This is a genomic window from Pectobacterium sp. 1950-15 (assembly GCF_037136835.1).
In the GTDB taxonomy this organism is placed as follows: Bacteria; Pseudomonadota; Gammaproteobacteria; order Enterobacterales; family Enterobacteriaceae; genus Pectobacterium.
This window is the reverse complement of the sequence record NZ_JBBBQR010000011.1, coordinates 83450-102961: the sequence shown is the minus strand read 5'-3', so window position 1 is coordinate 102961 and position 19512 is coordinate 83450. Positions and strand designations below refer to the sequence as shown.

22 protein-coding genes are annotated in these 19512 nt (G+C 53.3%); 8 read left to right on the top strand and 14 right to left on the bottom strand.

Annotated elements, in window-relative coordinates; all coding sequences use genetic code 11:
- Nucleotides 1-414: 414 nt before the first annotated feature.
- From pfkA to cpxP, 4 genes are all read right to left on the bottom strand, one after another.
- The gene (gene pfkA, locus WCT94_RS13835) at nt 415-1377 is read right to left on the bottom strand and encodes a 6-phosphofructokinase (protein ID WP_012772882.1); all 963 of its coding nucleotides are present in this window, start codon (nt 1375-1377) and stop codon (nt 415-417) included.
- Nucleotides 1378-1583: 206 nt separating this feature from the next.
- A complete protein-coding gene (gene fieF, locus WCT94_RS13830; protein ID WP_336870051.1) occupies nt 1584-2486 on the bottom strand; it encodes a CDF family cation-efflux transporter FieF in 903 nt (300 codons plus the stop codon).
- A gap of 43 nt (nt 2487-2529) precedes the next feature.
- Nucleotides 2530-3717 (bottom strand): sugar transporter, encoded by a 1188-nt coding sequence (locus tag WCT94_RS13825; RefSeq protein WP_256554151.1) that lies wholly within the window; start codon nt 3715-3717, stop codon nt 2530-2532.
- A 399-nt stretch (nt 3718-4116) separates the two neighbouring features.
- Nucleotides 4117-4641, bottom strand: a complete 525-nt coding sequence (gene cpxP / locus WCT94_RS13820; RefSeq protein ID WP_336870018.1) for a cell-envelope stress modulator CpxP — start codon at nt 4639-4641, stop codon at nt 4117-4119.
- Between the two features lie 153 nt (nt 4642-4794).
- Between cpxP and cpxR the strand changes: the two genes are divergently transcribed.
- The 4 genes from cpxR to WCT94_RS13800 all read left to right on the top strand — a co-directional run bounded on the left by cpxR (nt 4795) and on the right by WCT94_RS13800 (nt 9997).
- Nucleotides 4795-5493 (top strand): envelope stress response regulator transcription factor CpxR, encoded by a 699-nt coding sequence (cpxR, locus tag WCT94_RS13815; RefSeq protein ID WP_048263111.1) that lies wholly within the window; start codon nt 4795-4797, stop codon nt 5491-5493.
- On the top strand, nt 5490-6860 hold the full coding sequence (cpxA, locus tag WCT94_RS13810; protein WP_010281575.1) for an envelope stress sensor histidine kinase CpxA: 1371 nt from the start codon (nt 5490-5492) through the stop codon (nt 6858-6860). Before cpxR ends, cpxA begins: the two co-directional genes overlap by 4 nt.
- A gap of 192 nt (nt 6861-7052) precedes the next feature.
- Nucleotides 7053-9227 (top strand): hypothetical protein, encoded by a 2175-nt coding sequence (locus WCT94_RS13805; RefSeq protein ID WP_336870017.1) that lies wholly within the window; start codon nt 7053-7055, stop codon nt 9225-9227.
- Nucleotides 9197-9997, top strand: coding sequence for a DUF3142 domain-containing protein (locus WCT94_RS13800; RefSeq protein ID WP_336870016.1), 801 nt, complete (start codon nt 9197-9199; stop codon nt 9995-9997). The genes WCT94_RS13805 and WCT94_RS13800 overlap by 31 nt, the downstream gene beginning before the upstream one ends.
- Before the next feature lie 10 nt (nt 9998-10007).
- On the opposite strand, the gene WCT94_RS13795 is transcribed toward WCT94_RS13800, so the two are convergent.
- On the bottom strand, nt 10008-10472 hold the full coding sequence (locus WCT94_RS13795; RefSeq protein WP_336870015.1) for a tRNA (cytidine(34)-2'-O)-methyltransferase: 465 nt from the start codon (nt 10470-10472) through the stop codon (nt 10008-10010).
- 196 nt (nt 10473-10668) lie between these two features.
- On the opposite strand from WCT94_RS13795, the gene WCT94_RS13790 reads away from it, so the two are divergent.
- Entirely contained in the window at nt 10669-10965 is a 297-nt protein-coding gene (locus WCT94_RS13790; RefSeq protein WP_336870014.1) for a hypothetical protein, read from the top strand.
- Between the two features lie 13 nt (nt 10966-10978).
- Here WCT94_RS13790 and WCT94_RS13785 read toward each other — a convergent pair whose 3' ends face one another.
- From WCT94_RS13785 to ugpB, 6 genes are all read right to left on the bottom strand, one after another.
- Nucleotides 10979-11935, bottom strand: coding sequence for an AEC family transporter (locus tag WCT94_RS13785; protein WP_225086469.1), 957 nt, complete (start codon nt 11933-11935; stop codon nt 10979-10981).
- 111 nt (nt 11936-12046) lie between these two features.
- Entirely contained in the window at nt 12047-12796 is a 750-nt protein-coding gene (ugpQ, locus tag WCT94_RS13780; protein WP_336870012.1) for a glycerophosphodiester phosphodiesterase, read from the bottom strand.
- Nucleotides 12796-13869 (bottom strand): sn-glycerol-3-phosphate import ATP-binding protein UgpC, encoded by a 1074-nt coding sequence (locus WCT94_RS13775; protein ID WP_181845689.1) that lies wholly within the window; start codon nt 13867-13869, stop codon nt 12796-12798. Before WCT94_RS13775 ends, ugpQ begins: the two co-directional genes overlap by 1 nt.
- A 198-nt stretch (nt 13870-14067) precedes the next feature.
- Nucleotides 14068-14913 (bottom strand): sn-glycerol-3-phosphate ABC transporter permease UgpE, encoded by an 846-nt coding sequence (gene ugpE, locus WCT94_RS13770; RefSeq protein WP_014698433.1) that lies wholly within the window; start codon nt 14911-14913, stop codon nt 14068-14070.
- A gap of 12 nt (nt 14914-14925) precedes the next feature.
- Nucleotides 14926-15813 (bottom strand): sn-glycerol-3-phosphate ABC transporter permease UgpA, encoded by an 888-nt coding sequence (gene ugpA / locus WCT94_RS13765; RefSeq protein WP_012772869.1) that lies wholly within the window; start codon nt 15811-15813, stop codon nt 14926-14928.
- 72 nt (nt 15814-15885) lie between these two features.
- On the bottom strand, nt 15886-17220 hold the full coding sequence (gene ugpB / locus WCT94_RS13760) for a sn-glycerol-3-phosphate ABC transporter substrate-binding protein UgpB (RefSeq protein WP_010303220.1): 1335 nt from the start codon (nt 17218-17220) through the stop codon (nt 15886-15888).
- A gap of 196 nt (nt 17221-17416) precedes the next feature.
- Between ugpB and WCT94_RS13755 the strand changes: the two genes are divergently transcribed.
- Both WCT94_RS13755 and WCT94_RS13750 read left to right on the top strand, forming a co-directional pair.
- Nucleotides 17417-17659, top strand: coding sequence for a type II toxin-antitoxin system ParD family antitoxin (locus tag WCT94_RS13755; RefSeq protein ID WP_012772867.1), 243 nt, complete (start codon nt 17417-17419; stop codon nt 17657-17659).
- On the top strand, nt 17652-17945 hold the full coding sequence (locus WCT94_RS13750; protein WP_336870011.1) for a type II toxin-antitoxin system RelE/ParE family toxin: 294 nt from the start codon (nt 17652-17654) through the stop codon (nt 17943-17945). Before WCT94_RS13755 ends, WCT94_RS13750 begins: the two co-directional genes overlap by 8 nt.
- A 75-nt stretch (nt 17946-18020) precedes the next feature.
- On the opposite strand, the gene WCT94_RS13745 is transcribed toward WCT94_RS13750, so the two are convergent.
- The 3 genes from WCT94_RS13745 to WCT94_RS13735 form a co-directional block, all read right to left on the bottom strand.
- Entirely contained in the window at nt 18021-18299 is a 279-nt protein-coding gene (locus WCT94_RS13745) for a type II toxin-antitoxin system TacA family antitoxin (protein ID WP_336870050.1), read from the bottom strand.
- 110 nt (nt 18300-18409) lie between these two features.
- A complete protein-coding gene (locus WCT94_RS13740) occupies nt 18410-18826 on the bottom strand; it encodes a hypothetical protein (RefSeq protein WP_336870010.1) in 417 nt (138 codons plus the stop codon).
- A 103-nt stretch (nt 18827-18929) separates the two neighbouring features.
- Nucleotides 18930-19148 (bottom strand): SymE family type I addiction module toxin, encoded by a 219-nt coding sequence (locus WCT94_RS13735; protein WP_193397782.1) that lies wholly within the window; start codon nt 19146-19148, stop codon nt 18930-18932.
- A gap of 130 nt (nt 19149-19278) precedes the next feature.
- Between WCT94_RS13735 and WCT94_RS13730 the strand changes: the two genes are divergently transcribed.
- Nucleotides 19279-19470: a toxin-antitoxin system HicB family antitoxin gene (locus WCT94_RS13730; protein ID WP_336870009.1), complete on the top strand. Its 192-nt coding sequence runs from the start codon at nt 19279-19281 to the stop codon at nt 19468-19470.
- Nucleotides 19471-19512 lie beyond the last annotated feature (42 nt).

Genomic DNA, 19512 nt, shown 5'->3' with positions numbered 1-19512 from the left:
CTAGACGTGCGGAAAAAATAATAAAACCGATGTTTATATTCTCGTCGGTTATATATGCAGCGCGGTCTCTTGTACGTCAACCCAGAGACATCGCGAGTTTTGCCGTTATCCGGCGTAAAAAATTATGCTGAGGAGATAGCGGGCTTAGGATGAGCCGCAGGGATGCGGCTCAAGCTTGCGCCACGTAGGGAACGTGTCGCAAGCGGTCCTTTAAGCCAGATACCGACGAAGGCACCGCGTAGCGGCATAATTCGCGCCGAAAGCCTGGGGTCACGGGGCGAGCGGCGCTTGAGCCGTCCCGTGTCGGGCGCGTGCTACGAGGTAGCATGAAAATAATGCCATTATCGCGCACGAAACTATCTCAACATCTGCATAAAAATGGACGAAGAGATAGAGCGCATCAGCTTTCGTGGATTAGAACAGCTTTTTCGCCGTATCCAACCAGTCCCCTTTGAAAGGACGCTTCATGTTCTCGATGGCGTCAACGATATCGTGGTGCACCATTTTCTCATTCTGGATACCGACACAGCGGCCGCCGTAGCCCTGCTGTAGCAGTTCAATCGAGTAGGCACCCATGCGCGAAGCCAGAATGCGGTCATACGCAACCGGTGAGCCACCGCGCTGAATGTGGCCGAGTACGGTCGCACGGGTTTCGCGCCCCGTTTCTTTTTCAATGTATTTCGCCAGCTCGTCGACGTCGCACACCAGTTCGGTGATCGCCACAATCGCGTGTTTCTTGCCTTTCTCGATACCCGCTTTGATTTCGCAGACCAGATCTTCCGGGCTGAACGGCACTTCCGGCAGAACGATAAATTCACAACCGCCAGCAATCGCCGCCGCCAGCGTCAGATCGCCGCAGTGGCGTCCCATGACTTCAACAATGGAAATACGCTGGTGTGAAGAGGAGGTATCACGCAGGCGGTCAATCGCTTCCAGCACGGTTTCCAGCGCGGTAAAGTAGCCAATCGTGTAGTCCGTACCCGCCACATCGTTATCGATCGTGCCGGGCAAGCCGATACAAGGGAAACCCATTTCGGTCAGACGCTTGGCACCCATATAGGAACCGTCACCGCCGATAACGACCAGCGCATCCAGACCGCGTCTTTTCATATTTTCTACACAAACCTGACGCACTGCTTCGTCACGAAACTGCGGGAAACGCGCAGATCCCAGGAACGTGCCGCCACGGTTAATCACATCCGATACGCTGTAGCGATCCAACTGCTCCATGCGATCTTCGTACAAGCCCTGATAACCATCATAAATGCCGTAAACTTCCAGCCCTTCCGTAAGTGCAGCGCGAACCACACCACGAATTGCCGCATTCATACCTGGTGCATCGCCACCGCTCGTCAACACTCCGATTCTTCTAATCATGACAACCTCTGGACTTGTAGATGTAATTTTGCAGGATTCTTCTATCGTAAATTCACCGCCGCCGTGACACGGCAGCAACGCCTTATTCTTTTATTAGCATATTATAACAAACACCCGAAGCTGAATTGATTCAGGTCAGGCTAAATTGTGCATAAATTTTCATGGCCTATCACGTTTTTAACATAAAATGCTGAAAACATAGCCGACTATATCGCCAACCTGCCGCGCTGATTTTCCGGCACGGCGGAAATCGGATCCTGATGAATAATAATGTCAGCACCCGGAAAACGTTTAAGTAATGCCTGCTCCAAATCGTCGGCAATTTGATGGGCCTGAACCAGCGGCAGTGCATCATCCATTTCCAGATGCAGTTGAATAAAGCGCGTTGGGCCAGAACGTCGGGTACGCAACGCATGCGCGCCGCGAATGCCCGGCCAGTTCACGATAACCTCAGCAATCGCACGATGCTCGTCATCCGGCAGCGCCCGATCCAGCAGCGACTGCACAGCGTCATACCCCATGCGCAACGCGCTATATAAAATATAGCCGCCGATACCCAGAGCAAACAGCGAGTCGGCGCGCGTAACACCTTTCCAACTGAGTGCCAACGCCACCAGAATCGCACCATTCATCAACAGGTCGGACTGATAATGCAGCATATCCGCACGTACCGCCTGACTGTGCGTACGCTTCACGACCCAACGCTGGAACGATACCAGCAGCAGCGTGGCCACTAACGCAATGAGCGTCACCCACACGCCCACTTCCGGCGCGTGCAGCGTCTGCGGTTCCAGCGAGTGTTGCAGCCCCGTCAGAATCAGGAACAGCGCCGAACCGGAGATAAACATGCTCTGTGCCAGCGCAGCCAGCGATTCCGCTTTACCGTGGCCGAACGCATGTTCAGTATCCGCTGGCTGCAATGAGTAGCGCACCACCAACAGATTCACCAGCGACGCGGCGATATCCACCAGCGAATCAACCAGCGACGCCAGCAGGCTCACCGAACCCGTGTGCCACCAGGCAAACACTTTCATTATGAACAGTACCAGCGCCACAGCGGTTGCGCTCACTGCTGCCAGCGTCACTAGACGCGCATAGTGTGGATTCATCATGCCCTCACAGAAAACCGATCGTCTGGGTTGTTACCCACGTTCAACTCGTTAATGATGTTTTTAACACACGGGAATAGCGAACAAACGTCAAAATGCAGCATACCGTCGCCAGCATCGCCATCGCCGCCCCCATGAAGCCGATGTCGGGCAAGCCCAAATGGATAATAACCTGATTTCCCAGCAGCGCACCGCCGCCGATGCCAATGTTATAAATCCCCGAATAGAGCGCCATTGCCACGTCGGTCGCATCCGATGCCAGCGTCAGCACTTTGACCTGCATACCCAGGCTCAGCGCCATAATCGCGATGCCCCAGACGATGCACAGCGTCGACAGGCTCCAACCGCTGAATGACAGGGGCAGCAATAGCAGCAAACACACCGCTAAAAACGCGAAGGAAACAATCAGAAAGCCCGCCGGATACTTACTGCTGTAACGGCTAAACAGCATGCTACCAATGATTCCGGCACCGCCAAAAATCAATAGCAAGATGGTCGTGAAGTTCTCACTCAACAACGCCACTTTCTGGATAAACGGCTCAATATAACTGTAGGCGGTAAAATGCGCCGTCACGATCATGACGGTCAGGCCGTACACGCACAGTAGTGCCGGACGTTTCAGCAGAAGAGGCAAACTCTTCAATGAACCGGAATTGCTGCTTGGCAACACGGGCAGCAGTTTCATCAGACCCACCATAATCGCCGCAGCAATCAGGCCAATCAGGACAAACGTCACACGCCACCCCAGATACTGACCGACCACACGTCCCAGCGGTAACCCCAGCACCAGCGCCAACGCCGTGCCGGTCGCCAGCAGGCTTAATGCCTGCGCTTTTTTGTCCGCAGGCGCCAGACGCACCACCAGCGATGCCGTAATCGACCAGAATATTGCATGAGCCAGCGCCACGCCGATACGGGCGATCACCAGTACCCAATAGTTCCAGGCCAGACCGGATAGCACATTACTGATGGCGAACAGGATAAAGATTTTGATCAGCAGGCTACGTCGTTCCATATCGCTGGACAGCAGCATACAGGGTAACGACATCAGCCCGACCACCCAGGCGTAAATCGTAATGATCAGCCCAACCTGCGCGGCGCTCATGGAAAAGCTGGCGGCGATATCTGACAACAACGCAACAGGGGCAAATTCCGCGGTGTTAAAAATGAATGCCGCCAGAGAAAGGCTGACGACGCGTAACCAGGCGGTCGAACGGGAAGAACGGGTCATGGTATTGATATCAAAAGTTAAAATAAAAGAATGCGCCCTCTGTCGTGGCAGAGGCTAGCGCGATGGAGCAATGGTACAGGGAAAGTATGACATCGCCATGTAATCGGCGAGCGGCCAAGGGTGTTTCAGCGTGCTTTTATGAGGATGTCAGCCAAAAGCCTGAAGACAGGTAAGGGAGCATTCATGAGCATCATTTTTGGTGTTCATATTCTACGCGTTATATCTCATATTGTGCTGATTTTTTCGTGCCGAATTTTAGGCAAAAAAAAGCCCTCCATCATGGAGGGCAAAAAGACAGGGATGGTGTCTATGGCAAGGAAAAACAGGGTGTGTACCTACTACACATTACTACTCGGACTGCACTACGTTTACTACAGACTACTTACTACACTAGCGCTACTACTCGGGATTCTCTGTCTCAGTCTGGTTTGTCGTGCCTGGTGCTGGCGCGGCCATCTGGTTAAACATGGATATCTGCTGCTGCATCTCTTTCATGCGTTGCTTATGCTTCACATCTAAGATCTCTTTCTGCGCCGGCGTCAGCAGGTTATACATTTGGTTGCGCACTCGGGTCATCTGAATCTGACGCTCAATCTGCACACTCATCATTCGGGTTATCTGCGCTCGCACCGCCGCTTCATCAAACGTTTCTGCCGTCACCAGCTTGTGCATGGCTTTAACATCTTCGGCATTAAACGCCGGTTTGTCCTGACGACTCTGGTGCATCAAATCACGCATTTGCTGGCGCTGTTGCTCAGTCAACCTCACGCCATCGAACATACCTTGCTGGCCGGAGACCCCTTTTATGGCGGAATCATCGATATGCCAGCCGCTCGCCGGGGCGTCTCCACTTTCTGCTGCGACGGCGGTAAAAGTGCCTAGCATAAGCAGTGAAGCAAGAGATAAGGTTGCGAACTGTTGCATCGATAACTCTCCAGAGCGGTACGTCATTTTGTGAATCAATGAGCAGGAGTTTACGCATCTTGCTGCAAACATGCGTCAGAGGATGTAAAACTACGTAAAGTCATGGAATAGCGCTAATCTATGTCGTATTTTGCCCTTGGAGGTAGAGAAAACATGAATAAAATTCTGCTGGTTGATGACGATAGAGAGCTGACATCTTTATTGAAAGAGTTGCTCGAAATGGAAGGTTTTAACGTCGTTGTCGCCTATGACGGCGAGCAGGCGTTACAGATATTAGATAACACCATTGACCTGTTATTACTGGATGTGATGATGCCGAAGAAAAACGGTATCGATACATTAAAAGAACTACGACAGCAGCATCAAACGCCGGTCATCATGTTGACCGCCCGCGGCAGTGAATTAGACCGCGTTCTTGGTCTGGAACTGGGTGCGGATGACTATCTGCCGAAGCCCTTTAACGACAGAGAACTGGTGGCGCGTATTCGCGCGATTCTTCGCCGTTCCAATTGGACCGATCAGCAGCAAGCTGGCGATAACAGCGCGCCGACGCTGGAAGTTGACGGCCTGCGTCTGAACCCCGGGCGTCAGGAAGCCAGCTTTGACGATATCGTACTGGATTTGACAGGCACCGAATTCACACTGCTCTACCTGCTGGCACAGCGGTTGGGACAGGTGGTTTCACGCGAACATTTAAGCCAGGAAGTGCTGGGGAAACGACTGACGCCGTTTGACCGTGCGATCGATATGCACATCTCGAACCTGCGTCGTAAACTGCCAGAACGCAAGGACGGCTTGCCCTGGTTTAAAACGCTGCGTGGACGAGGCTATTTGATGGTATCGGCTGCATGATCAATAGTTTGACCGCCCGTATTTTTGCCATTTTTTGGTTAACGCTGGCGCTGGTACTCATGCTGGTTCTGATGGTGCCCAAGCTGGACTCGCGCCAGCTTACCGCCCTGCTGGAAAACGAGCAGCGGCAGGGCATCATGCTGGAACAGCATATTGAAGCAGACCTTGCCAACACGCCCGCCAACGATCTGCGCTGGTGGCTACGGCTGTTCTGGGTGTTGGAGAAGTGGGCTCCGCCGGGACAGCGCCTTTTTCTGGTCACCAGTGAAGGCCGTATCTTCGGCGTAGAGAAGCATGAAACCCCAATTGTGCGTAATTTTATCGGGCTGTCGGATAACGCCGATCACCCACAAAAGAAAAATTACGGCCGCATTGAGCTTCTCGGCCCTTTTGCGATCCGCGATGGTGATGACAACTATCAGCTCTACCTGATTCGTCCTGCCAGCAGCCCGCAGTCAGATTTCATCAGCCTGCTGTTTGACCGTCCTCTACTGCTGTTGATCTTCACCATGCTGATCAGTTCACCGCTGCTGCTGTGGCTCGCCTGGAGTTTGGCGAAACCCGCACGTAAGCTCAAACACGCGGCCGACGAAGTCGCTAAAGGCAACTTACGCCAGCACCCTGAGCTGGAGTCCGGCCCGCAGGAATTTCAGGCGACGGGCGTCAGCTTTAACCAGATGGTCAGCGCACTGGAACGGATGGTCACCGCACAGCAACGTCTGCTCTCGGATATCTCTCATGAGTTGCGCACGCCGTTGACGCGCTTGCAGTTGGCGACGGCGCTGCTGCGTCGGCGTCAGGGGGAAGGCAATGAACTGAACCGCATCGAGACGGAAACCCAGCGACTCGACAGCATGATCAACGATCTGCTGGTGCTCTCACGCAATCAGCACAAGAACGAACTGACCCGTGAGTTCCTGCGTGCCGATGAACTGTGGGGCAATGTGCTGGACGATGCCGCCTTTGAAGCCGAGCAGATGGGAAAAACGCTGGAAGTGCCTTACCCACCGGGGCCGTGGACGCTCTTTGGCAACCCTGCTTCGCTCGACAGTGCGCTGGAGAATATCGTGCGCAATGCGCTGCGCTATTCGCACAACCACATCGAAGTGGCCTTCTCAGTGGATAACCAGGGCATCACCATCAAAGTGGATGATGACGGCCCCGGCGTGAGCCCGGAAGATCGCGAACAGATTTTCCGCCCCTTCTACCGTACCGATGAAGCGCGCGATCGCGAATCCGGCGGCAGCGGTTTGGGCCTCGCTATCGTGGAAACCGCCATTACGCAGCACAAAGGCTGGGTCAAAGCAGAAGACAGCCCGCTGGGTGGATTGCGCTTGATCATCTGGCTGCCGTTGCATCAACGGTAAATCGGGCAGCTTCTTCCCCCGTTGCCGACGTTCCCTCAACAACTCAGATGACAGGTGCCCGATAGGGCACCTGTCATCTTCTGTTTACCTTCTCAAAGTTACACTGGATTGCGTTTTTTACGCGATTGCGTAGAGTGATCGCCACTCATGCCGAAAACAGGCAAGACCCGTGTTAAATGAAGGATACCAACCATGAAAGGAGTAACGCTGCTGGCTGGCGTACTGACCGCGTTAATGAGCAGTCAGGCATTCAGTTCCAGCGATGGAGTGTGCGGCTTTTCCGACTCAGAATGTGGCATGTCCGCCCTGCCTTACCTGCAACCGGGTAATGACACGCGTACGAATCTGATGTTGCTGCAAAGCCGTCTCCACGGAATTTCGCTTCCGTTACCCCATCCTTTACCCGATCAAGCACGTTCACGTATCGACCCTTTCACGGCCTACCGAGTCATGGGGATCGCGGCGACGGAAACGCCTCAGACGCCAGAGTCAGGAGAGGACGTCACGGCTGATGCACCTTACCTCTCGACGCTCAACAAAGCGAAGCAACTGCACCTTCCTTTGTCCGTTCAGAGCACTATATCCACGTTTTCGCCTGATGATAACGAAGGACGGCATATTTCCAATGCGCTCTCCACGCTGGAGGCGTTCTTCGACGTCCTGTTGGCGGATAAACAGCTCACCGAGGAACAGCGCACGCTGCTGGCACATCAGCGGGTGAATCTCCTCAATCCGTTGTATACCAAAGACGCGCTGAACGAGGGTCTCGTAAGCCTGCCGGACGAAGGGCATGCCGGCGCACTTATGCAATATTTATTCGCGGTTCTGGCGTTCTATCAGGGTCACTTTGATGAGGCGGAAAGCGGTTTTCAGGCGTTGGTATCATCACCACAGCCCTGGGTGGCCGAAACTTCACGCTATATGCTGATTCGCGTGGCAATCAATAAAGCCATGGAAAACGCGCTTGATGAATACAACATGTTCGACGCTGGTAAAGCCGATAAGGCCACTGCTCAGTTGGCCGTTCAGCATATTGATGACTACCTGAAACAGTATCCCGAGGGGCAATACGTCGATTCCGCTAACGGACTGTACCGCCGCGCCTACTGGATCATGAATGATACGGATGCCCTGGCGAAAACGTACCAACACGAACTGGACGGTACCACCGACGTCGAAGACCTCCTTGAATTGAACGATGAGATCGACAATAAGCTGCTGGAAAATCGGCAGTTCACCAGCGCGCCCGGCAGCGCACCGTTGACGATGATACAAGATCTCAAGCGCTTGCGTTCGGATGAAGGTTGGCTGGCCTTACCCGCCTTATCCACCGACGAACTGGCCGCGCAGAAACCGCTGTTTGAGCAAGACAACATGCAGGACGCGTTCAGCTACCTTCAAGCCGCCCAGCTGTTTTATGGTCAAAAAGATTACGCCGCCGTGGTTAACAGCGTTCCCGCTACGCAGGAGAACGATCTGACCGATACCGTGCGTTTTAGTCTGCAAGTATTACGCGGTCGGGCGCTGGTACGTCTGGAGCGCTGGGATGAGGCAGAAGCGCACTGGCGCCAGCTGTTAACGCACAAGATGGGGTACACACAGAATCAGTTCCTGCAATTGGCGCTGGCAGAAACGCTGGTCAAGGCAGGCCATCCCGAGCGAATTTTTACCGCCGATAGCCCGGTGAAAAACCTGCGTTTCCGTTCCGCCGTGCTGAAGATTAGCGCCAACGCCGATGTGCTCCGTCAGCAAACGGGCGCGCAGCAGAGCCATGAGGAGCGGGCCATTGCGCTGCATACGCTGTTAACCAAATCGCTGACACACGGCGATTACGCCAGCTATCTCAAGGATATTCAGCTGCGAAAAGACATCGCACCACTGGTCAGCAGCGAAAATCAAAGCTGGAATCAGGAAGATCTGACGGCATTTGACTGGGATGGCAGCGACACCGAAGAAGACTATCAATGTCCGGCGCTGAACGACGTGGTTACAACACTGAACCAACGGCCGAATGACGCGCGTGCGATTAACTGCCTCGGCGAGTTCTTCCTGCGCACCAATAACAGCGTGGGCTTCGACTGGGGTGAAGGCAGCATGTTGAGCGGGCTCACCAACGCGCCAACGCAATTCGTCGGCACCGAATATAACCGTCTGGATGGTTATATGAAGGTGATTGCCGATCCGAAAGCGCCACCGGAAGATAAAACCTATGCCCTGTATCGCGCGGTCTACTGCTATGCGCCGAGCGGCTATAACGACTGTGGTCCACAGGAAATCAGCAAGGCAACCCGCAAAGCCTGGTTTACTCAACTGAAAACCAAATACAAAGGCAGCGTGTGGGCAGACAAGCTCGATTATTACTGGTAACGCCGTCAATCGTGCTGGCCTGCATACTCTCATTCTGTACGCAGGCCACTTCCATTAACGCAGCACCTTCAACCGTCAACGCGGCGAACACCACCGTCGATGCGACACGCTATCAGGATTTCTGGCTGTGGGCAGCGGTAAAGCCGCAGCCCATCCTGCATCAAGCCCAGACGTTGTACCTGCATCAGGGAGAAGTGGCTCGCCGTCAGGGCAAGGTCGTGTTTCTGCGCCAGGGGATCCCGCCGAGCCAGCTGCGCGTTAACCGCGTCTGGCTGGCTTTCCGCATGACCACGCTGGAACTTTCCGATCGCCATCTGAACCGGATGCTAAAGCTACGGGAAAAATGGCAGCGCCACGGTAATCAGGTTGTCGGGATTCAGATCGACTTTGACGCGAAAAGCTATCAGTTGGCTGGCTATGTCGCGTTTTTGACACAGCTGCGTGAGCGTTTACCCGAGGATTGTCAACTCAGCATTACCGGGCTGCTCGACTGGTCAAAAACCGGGGATGTGTCGGCGTTGAACCGCTTACAGGGTAAGCTCGATGAAGTGGTGGTGCAGACCTATCAGGGGCGTAACACCATTACCAACTACGCCGAGTACCTGCCCGCGCTGATGAAACTGGCTCTGCCTTTCCGGGTAGGACTGGTACAAAACGGCAAGTGGGAACCGCAGTGGCAGCAGCGCCTTGCCACTTCACCGTATTATCGCGGGGAAGTGGTCTTTCTGGTGAATTCGCCACTGAAAAAACCCGCCACCGGCAGGCTGTAGCAAGCCGTGGCTACAGGCAACCGCCGAAGCCATTTTGCCGCCAGGCTTCATAGCTGATAATCGCAACCGCATTCGACAGATTCAGGCTACGGTTATTGGACTGCATGGGAATGCGGATACGGAAATCTGGTTCGAAGCCATTGCGAATCTCATCCGGCAGACCAGACGTTTCCGATCCAAACAGCAAGACATCACCTGACTGGTAGCTCGGCTGATCATAAGGACGGCTGCCTTTGGTGGTACAGGCGAAAATGCGTTTACCCGGAACCGCGGCCAGAAAATCCTGATAGTTTTTATGACGGCTGACGTTCGCCAGATCGTGATAATCCAGCCCCGCACGGCGTAGTTTTTTCTCTTCAAAATCAAACCCCAACGGTTCAATCAAATGAAGCGTACAGCCGTTGTTGGCCGCCAGTCGGATAATATTGCCGGTGTTTGGTGCAATTTGAGGCTCATAGAGCGCGATATGGAACATGAGATAACGTCAACCACGAAGGAAAATTCCGCCGCAGTATAACGCATTCCGACAGGGCAACCCAAAACCTGTGCGTGCAGGATTGCGGATTACTCTGCACGACGTTTTCATCCTCAGCGATTACACTTAAGGAAACACATCAGGCTAATGTACTGATGAAAACACGATGCGGGCATACAGCCTGTGTGGAGGTTTAATGAAACACCCTACGACATTATTGGCCTGTGCCGTGCTGCTCGGCCTGCCGCTTCTGGCAAGCGCTAACGCGACACAAGCGCCCACGCCTCAGCAGCAGTTTGAGAGCGGCATCAGCAGCCAGAAACAGTTGCAGCAGAATATGCAGCAGAGCCAGAAATTGCAGCAACAACAGTTAAATCAGCAGCTCCAGCAGCGTAATCAACAGTTGAATCAACAACGTCAGCAGCAGCTACAGCAGGATTTACAACGGTCGCAGAGAACCACGCCGCCACCGCCAATTCAAAAGACCCCCTGAGGCTGCTGCGGCCTTATAACCGCACACCCATCAGCGTCAGAATCAACGGCGTGGTTAATGCCGCCATCGCCGTTGATAGCAGCAGGCTTGATGCCACCGGGCCACCCAGTACATCGAACTGGCGTGACATCAGGTAGACATTGACGCCCACCGCCATCGACCCCAGCAGCACAACCGCACGCGTTTCCATTTCCGGCAGGCCAAGTGCAATCGCAATCCCCCAGATCACCAGCGGCTGTACCAGCAGCTTGATCGTGCAAATCGCCGTGCTGATCTGCCAGCCGTCGCGCACGCGGTATTCCGCCAGTCCCATTCCCAACGCCACCAGCGACAGCGGCGCGGCTATCTGCCCCAGCATGGAAAGCGGCTGATCGACATACGACGGCAGCGGTAGGCCGGTCAGGCTGAACGCCGTACCGGACAGAATGCCGATAATCAGCGGGTTCTTCAGCACGCCCAGCGCGGTTTTGGTAAAGCCCTGTAGCGACAGTGCCCCGTTACGCGCCCATTCCACCGACACCGTCACCAGCGTCCACAAAATCAGCCCGTTAAACACCACCACCAGCGCGACCGACGGGATCGCTTCTTCACCCAGCATCAACGTGGCAATCGGCAGCCCCAGCATCACGTTATTGGAGAAAATGCCACTCAGCGCAAACAACGAGCCGGAGACACCATCGAGATGAAAGACCTTGCGCGCCACGATGCGGCCTAAGACAAACACCAGCAGGCACCCGCCAAAAAAGGCGATCAGCAGCCGGGCATCCACCACCGGACGTTTGGAGAAATCCGACATCAGGCGGAACAGCATGGCGGGCATGGCGACGGAGAAGACAAAACGCGTCATGCCGTCAGTCACGGTGGTCGGCCATTTACCGTAGCGAATCAGGCTATAGCCGAGCGCAATCAGAACAAAGAGGGGTAACGACAGAAAAATCTGGTGCCAAAGCGAAACAATAAATGCGGGCATGAAGCCACTTCCTTATTACCGGCACCAAGTCAGAAAGGGGATCGCCGCATTATCTTTATTGCGACGATATCAATATCGCCGCAGCACGCTATTACGGGAAAGAGGCAGACCTCAGCCGGTCGCGAAGCTTGCCCCAATTAAATCTATCCGGTCAGTACAGATACAGTCAACGCCCCAATCCAGCAAAGTTTGCGCGCGATCAGGTTGGTTAACGGTATAAACCAGAATGCGTAAACCCGCGGCTTTCAGCGCCGCAACGCGTTCTGCCGTCAGCAGTTTGTGATTCAGGTGGATGGACACGCACCCCAGGCGCTGCGTTAGCGTCAGCCAGTCCTCGTCCCATTCATCCAGCAACAGCCCGCGCGGGAGTTCCGGTGCAGCCTGCTGCGCGGCTTCCAGGGCATCGATGGAGAACGATGACAGCAGCGGTGCTGCCGGATGATCGGCCCACAGCTGACGCGCTGCCAGCGCAATCACCCGTCCGGTTTCGGTTTCATATCCGGTAGTGGGTTTAATTTCGATGTTGGCCGCCATGCCGTACTGCACACAGCGTTTTGCCACTTCCGATAGCAGCGGCAGGCGTTCACCCACAAATTTATGGCCGTACCAGCCGCCGACATCCAGCCCGACCAGTTTGTCCCACGGCAGTTCACCTGCAATGCCCCAGCCGTTGCTGGTGCGCTCAAGCGTGTCGTCGTGTAGGAGGAAAATCTGGCCGTCCTGCGACAGCTTGGCATCAAATTCGATCATCTTGTGACCGAGGCTCGCGCCGACATCAATCGCCGCCAGCGTGTTTTCCGGTGCCAGTGAACCACCGCCGCGATGGGCGACAATGCTCGGGTAAGGCCAGATTGTTTCCATTATTCCATCCGTAATCCGCTTTGCGAATCAAACAGGTGCCATGATGACGTCGGTAAATGCAGCCAAAGCGTCGAACCGATGGCGGGACAGTGCTCATAAGAGAGTCGCGCGATCACGTTCTGCCCGCCCCACTTACCATGCGCTAAATTGTCCGCGCCCAGCAGTTCGAGTGTGTCGATCTGCAACGGAATACCGTCGGTTTCGCGCGTTGCCAGCTGAATATGCTCTGGTCGTACCCCCAGCGTCAATGCTTTACCGCGCCACTGCGGCTTCGGCTCAGGCAGCGCCAGCGCGATGTCGCCGCCGATTTCAAAGCGGCAGCCATCATCGCTAATGCGGCCCGACCACAGGTTCATGGCCGGTGAACCAATAAAGCTGGCCACAAATAGCGAGGCCGGACGGCGATAAATCTCAGCCGGTGCGCCGATTTGCTCGGCGATCCCTTTGTTCATGACGATGACGCGCTGCGCCAGCGTCATGGCTTCAACCTGATCGTGCGTGACGTACAGACTGGTGGTTTTCAGGCGCTGGTGCAGTTGCTGCAATTCCAGCCGCATCTGTACGCGCAGTTTGGCATCCAGATTCGACAACGGTTCATCAAATAGGAACACCGCCGGTTCACGTACAATCGCCCGCCCCATCGCCACGCGCTGACGCTGGCCGCCTGATAGCTCACGCGGTTTGCGTTGCAGCAGCGGCATCAACTCCAGAATGCGCGCCGCGTCTTCAACACGCTCACGAATCTGCGCCTTGCCGAAACCACGGATTTTCAGGCCGTAGGCCATATTGTCGAACACGTTCATATGGGGATAAAGCGCATAGTTCTGGAACACCATCGCAATACCGCGATCTTTCGGTTCCAGATCGGTGACCCGCTGGTTATCAATATAGATATCGCCGCTGGTGGTGCGTTCGAGGCCTGCCACCATGCGCAGCAGCGTCGATTTACCGCAGCCCGATGGACCCACCATCACCACGAATTCGCCGTCAGCGACATCCAGATCGATGGGTTGGATAATCTGTGTTTTGCCATCGTAAGACTTGGTGACAGCCTGAAGTTTTAAACATGCCATAAGCGTTTCCGAAATTCGTCTCGATAAATCGCTGCTAAACCTGATAAGCGGTGCGGTGATAATGGGTAGATCGTAAAGACGCTGTAAATACATCCCTGTACGCTCGGATTGCGCCATCCCTGGCGCAAACGCTTTACTCTTCTATCCCATTATCACCGTTCTCATTCTATGAAGAGGTTTACCAACGGTATGACCTATTTATTTTTCGCTGTCGACCAGACCGCGAACGAACCAGCGCTGCATCAGTAACACCACCAGCAGCGGCGGCAGCATGGTCAGCAGCATAGCGGCCATCACCTGATTCCACTGGGTCGCGCCATCGCCGGAAGCAATCATGCTTTTAATCCCGGCGACCGCAGTACCCAGATTGGCATCGCTGATAATCAGCAGCGGCCACAGATACTGGTTCCAGCCGTAGATGAACGTGATCACGAACAGCGCCGCCAGATTGGTCTTCGACAGCGGTAACACCATGTCGAAGAAGAAACGCATCGGGCTGGCGCCGTCGATACGCGCCGCTTCCATCAGTTCATCCGGCAGCGTCATAAAGAACTGGCGAAATAGGAAGGTCGCGGTCGCCGAGGCCATCAGCGGCAGCGTTAAACCGGTGTAACTGTCCATCATGTCCAGCCGCGCGATCACTTCCACTGTCGGGAAAATACGCACTTCCACCGGCAGCATCAGCGTCAGGAAAATCATCCAGAAGAACAGGTTGCGCAGCGGAAAACGGAAATAGACGATGGCGTAAGCGGACAGAATGGATACGGTGATTTTGCCCACCGTAATCGCCAGTGCCATTACGAAGCTGTTAAGCAGCATCAGTCCGAACGGCGTGGTGTTGTTGCCTGCGCCATGCAGCCAGATATAACGCAGGTTTTCCCACAGGTGAGAACCGGGGATGAGCGTCATCGGTGCCTGAAAGACTTCCTGATTATCCAGCGTGGCAGCCACAAACCCCACGTACAGCGGAAACAATACGGCAAGGATGCCGACAATCAGCATGACATGGCTGAAAATATCCAACCCGCGACGATTCTCAATCATTGCTATCGACCTTCATTGATAGTTCACCTTCCGTTCAACAAAACGGAACTGAATAATAGTCAGCCCGATAACCAGCATCATCAGTACCACCGACTGCGCTGCCGAACTGGACAGATCCAGCCCTGCGAAGCCCTCGCGATAAATTTTGTAGATCAGCGTGGTCGTCGACTGCACCGGCCCACCGGCCGTCGCGGCATCGATAATCGGGAAAGTATCGAAAAAGGCGTACACCAGATTGACCACCAGCAGGAAGAAGCTCACCGGAGAAATCATCGGCAGCACCAGATTGAAGAAGCGCCGCACGGGCCCAGCGCCATCAATCGCGCCCGCTTCCACCAGTGAACGAGGGATCGATTGCAACGCCGCGAGGAAGAACAGGAAGTTATAGCTAATCTGCTTCCAGACCGACGCAAGGACGACTAAAAACATCGCCTGACCGCTGTGCTGCGCGTGGTTCCACGTGTAGCCCATCAGCCCGAGAAAATGGGTAATCAGCCCCAGACCGGGGTTAAACAAGAACATCCACAATACGGCAGCGACGGCAGGTGCTACAGCATAGGGCAGGATGATCAACGTCTGGTACAGGCGGCTGGCACGGATGACATAGTCCACCAGCGCGGCCAGAAAGAGTGAAATCAACATGCCAAACCCGGCTACCAGAAAGCTGAATATCAGCGTGGTATAGAACGAATCGAGGTAGTACGGGTTATTGAACAGTTGTTTGAAGTTTTCCATGCCGACAAATTCGCTGGATAACCCAAACGGATCAAGATTCTGCACCGAATACCACAGCGCCTGACCAGCGGGCCAGATAAAGAAAATCACGGTAATCAGCAGTTGAGGTAACACCAGCACGTAAGGCAACCAACTGCTGCGAAAAACGGGGCGGGATGATGTCATGCGGTAACTCATTGCAAACAGAAAAGAAACAGGCCGATTCCCTTCGGCCCGGTATTGCTCAACAGAAGCGTATTACTTCGTCGATTGCTCAAAGCGACGCAGCAGCGCGTTACCGCGTTCTACTGCGCTATCCAACGCCTGTTGAGGCGTCTTCTTGCCTGTCCATACGCTTTCTAATTCTTCATCCACAACGGTACGAATTTGCGGCATGTTGCCCAAACGCAGGCCTTTGGTGAACGGCAACGGTGGCTTGTTCAGCATCTGACGCGTGGCGATATCCGCACCGGGATTTTTCTCGTAGAAGCCCTGCTTCTGCGTCAGCTCGTACGCCGCAGTCGTGATTGGCAGGTAGCCGGTTTTCTGGTGCCATTCAGCAGCATTTTCCGGCTCGGCCAGGAACTTCATAAACTCAGCGACGCCTTTGTAGGTCGCAGCATCTTTACCGCCCATCACCCACAGGCTGGCTCCACCGATAATGGCGTTCTGCGGTGCGCCTTTCGCATCAGCGTCATACGGCATCATGCCAACGCCGTAGTTGAACTTGGCGTGTTCCCGGATATTCGCCAGAGAACCAGAAGAAGCGGTCGTGATGGCGCAGTCGCCGTTGTAGAATTTCTCGGTCGGCTCATCCTTACGCCCGAAATAGGTGAAGTCACCCTTCTTGTTCATGTCCTGCAACAGCTGAATGTGCTTAACCTGCGTCGGCTTGTTGAATTCCAGTACGGCATCGGTGCCGTCAAAGCCGTTATTTTTGCTCGCAACTGGCAGACCGTGCCAGGCGCTGAAGTTTTCAATCTGAATCCAGCCCTGCCAGCCGCTGGCATAGCCGCACTTCATCCCGGCTGCACGCAGTTTGGCGGTGTACTCAGCCATTTGCTGCCAGGTTTTCGGCGGCTGCTCAGGATCTAAACCGGCCTTCTTGAAGGCATCTTTGTTGTAGTACAGCACCGGAGTAGAGCTGTTAAACGGCTGCGACAGCAGGTGGCCGCTCTTCGCATCGGTGTAATAACCAGAGACAGTCGGCACAAACACCGACTCATCGAAATTAATGCCTGACTCTTTGAAGACTTCATAGACAGGTTTGATGGCTTTACTTGCCATCATGGTGGCCGTGCCGACTTCATAGACCTGCAAAATGGCGGGCGCATTCCCCGCGCGGTAGGCCGCAATCCCGGCAGCCAGGTTCTGCTCGTAGTTGCCTTTGTAGACCGGCACAATTTTTACATCGCTGTGTGCTTTGTTAAAACGGTCAGCCAGAGAATTCACTTCTTTCCCTAGCTCGCCTTCCATAGAGTGCCAGAAAGGAATTTCTGTCGCGGCCTGCGCACTGGCGCTCATCAGCGCTAATGCCACACACGCCGCGGCGGTGCGAATAGCATGTGTTTTACGAATTGTGTTGTTGAACATGCCTGTCTCCTGCAATCAATTAAATGCGCCATCATCACGGCGTTTTTTATGCGAAGGTAAACATGACATGAGTGCATGACAGAAAAATAACTGGAAGATGACGGGAAAGTGACAAGGAAAGAAGGTCTTCTTATTGGCTACTAAATAGGCTGTTCTGTGCTACCATCTGTGTTAATAGATAACACAGGAGGTTTTTATGCCTAGAACGACCAGTATTACGATCGGCGAACAACTGGATGATTTTGTCTCCAAATTAATAGATAGCGGTCGCTATAGTTCTACCAGTGAAGTCATCAGGTCAGCACTTCGTCTTCTTGAACAACAAGAATCCAAAACAGAGGCTCTGAAAAAAGCGATTTATGCAGGGGAGCAAAGTGGAGAAAGTTCGTTGACGCTGCGTGAAATTGCGGCAAAAAAGAAGCGCGAACGGAATGTATAAACTCTCTAATCTTGCAGCAGAAGATTTCGCAGGCATCTTTGAGTACACATTGATCAACTCTGGCATCAGTCAGGCTGACAATTATACGGAGTCACTAGAGAATACGCTGATTCTGCTAGCAGAATCCCCTTATATAGGCCAAGAGTACCCTGAAATTAGCCAGGGTGTGCGCCGATTCGATCATAGGCAACACGCTATTTTCTACCGCATACGAGAAGAAGATCTTCTTATCATCCGAATCCTGCATCAGCAGATGGAACCTATTTGCCACTTTTTTGATATTTAAAAAGTGGCTAAATAAGGATGTATTCAATAAATAGCATGCCACCAAGAACAATTATCAGTAATGGCTCTGGTGCTGTTATTCCCATGGCGATTGACGACACATAAGATCGTTAATGCGGGCATGACGCTCTGCGGTGATAGGTGCATCCAACTCGGCCAACAATCCATCAAACTGTTCGTTGTCCAGAATAAACAAACGTTGATCCAACAAGATGTCCTGCGCCTCGCGGCAGGCTGCTTCGAGCATAAAGTCGGTACGTGATTTTGACACAAGGTTTGCAGCCATATCGATCCAATCCCGCTGGGAGGCTTTGGCCCGAATAGTGATTCGTACTTCTTTAGTTTCAGGTTTCATCATCATGCCTGTGTAGTGAATCTCTCTACAACCCTACATGACGTGTACAAAAATGCTACACACGAGAACATCACCCATACATTCAAACGCACTGAATACTCTACTCAGGGCTATTTTCGTATGACATCAACGATAACGGTTTTCGGATCGTTGATGATTCCTATATGTATCGTTTTATCTGAATCCGTAGACTTCCAATACTCACCCGTCGTGTCTGTGTAGCTCAGCGTAAAACCAAGCGACGCTAGATAGCCGCGTATATTTGTCGCGTCATTGGTGTTTTGAAACGTAATATTGCTGACTTCCAATGCAGGGCCATCAACCGTGGCATAGCCAAAATCATAGATAGAAGAAATACGCGGGCAATTTTTAATGATCTCATCCGTCAGCATTTCATATCGTCGGGTGTCCTGTTCCGTGTAGCGAGAACTCCCCTCCGTCAGAATAACCATGGCAGGCCAATAATAGATAAGCGGTAAGGCAATTAGGATCGATATACTTAGCAGTATTCTTATTCTTCTTTTCATATCTCTAAAACATTCGCAGGAAGAAAGCCGTGGAAGCTACACGAACAAAGTCGTCAGCGAATTCCAGCTTCCATAGTAACAAAAGCTGGAATCTGTGGCTTATTTACACATCCGATTCGATCACAGGCAGCAGCGTCAGACAACCATCAGCAATCTTTACTGTCACATTTTGACCCGTTTCAAAGCCTGCGTCACGTAGCCACTTACCGCAAAGAATAATCTTCGGCGTACTGGTATCCCCTTGTTGCGGGCGATATCCCACAATGACCTGCCGATCGGTTCTTGAAATCCTCTTCGTTGAGGTAGAATGTCTCTCAGCCATAATCAACTCCGTTATAGTTGGTGGTGGTTAGACGCTCCGATTGTGTTGGCGCACATCGGGGCGTTGACTTTAGGTGATCACATGTTAAGGTGGCCTCCTATTAGTCCAGAATATATAAATAGGTGGCCCCATGTCAATCACGACACGCGATAAAAAACCAAAAGGTGGCGGACAATCCCCACAATTCAAAATGCGCATAGATCCTGCATTACGTGAGCAACTTGATGCTGCCGCTACCGAAGAAGGGATCAGCCTAGCGAATTGGTTTAAAAATCTCGCACGTGAGGAATTAAAGAAGAAGGGTGTAGAGCCAAGGGGATAGATGATACCCCAAAATACTTTAATAAAAAATTAAACTCAGCGC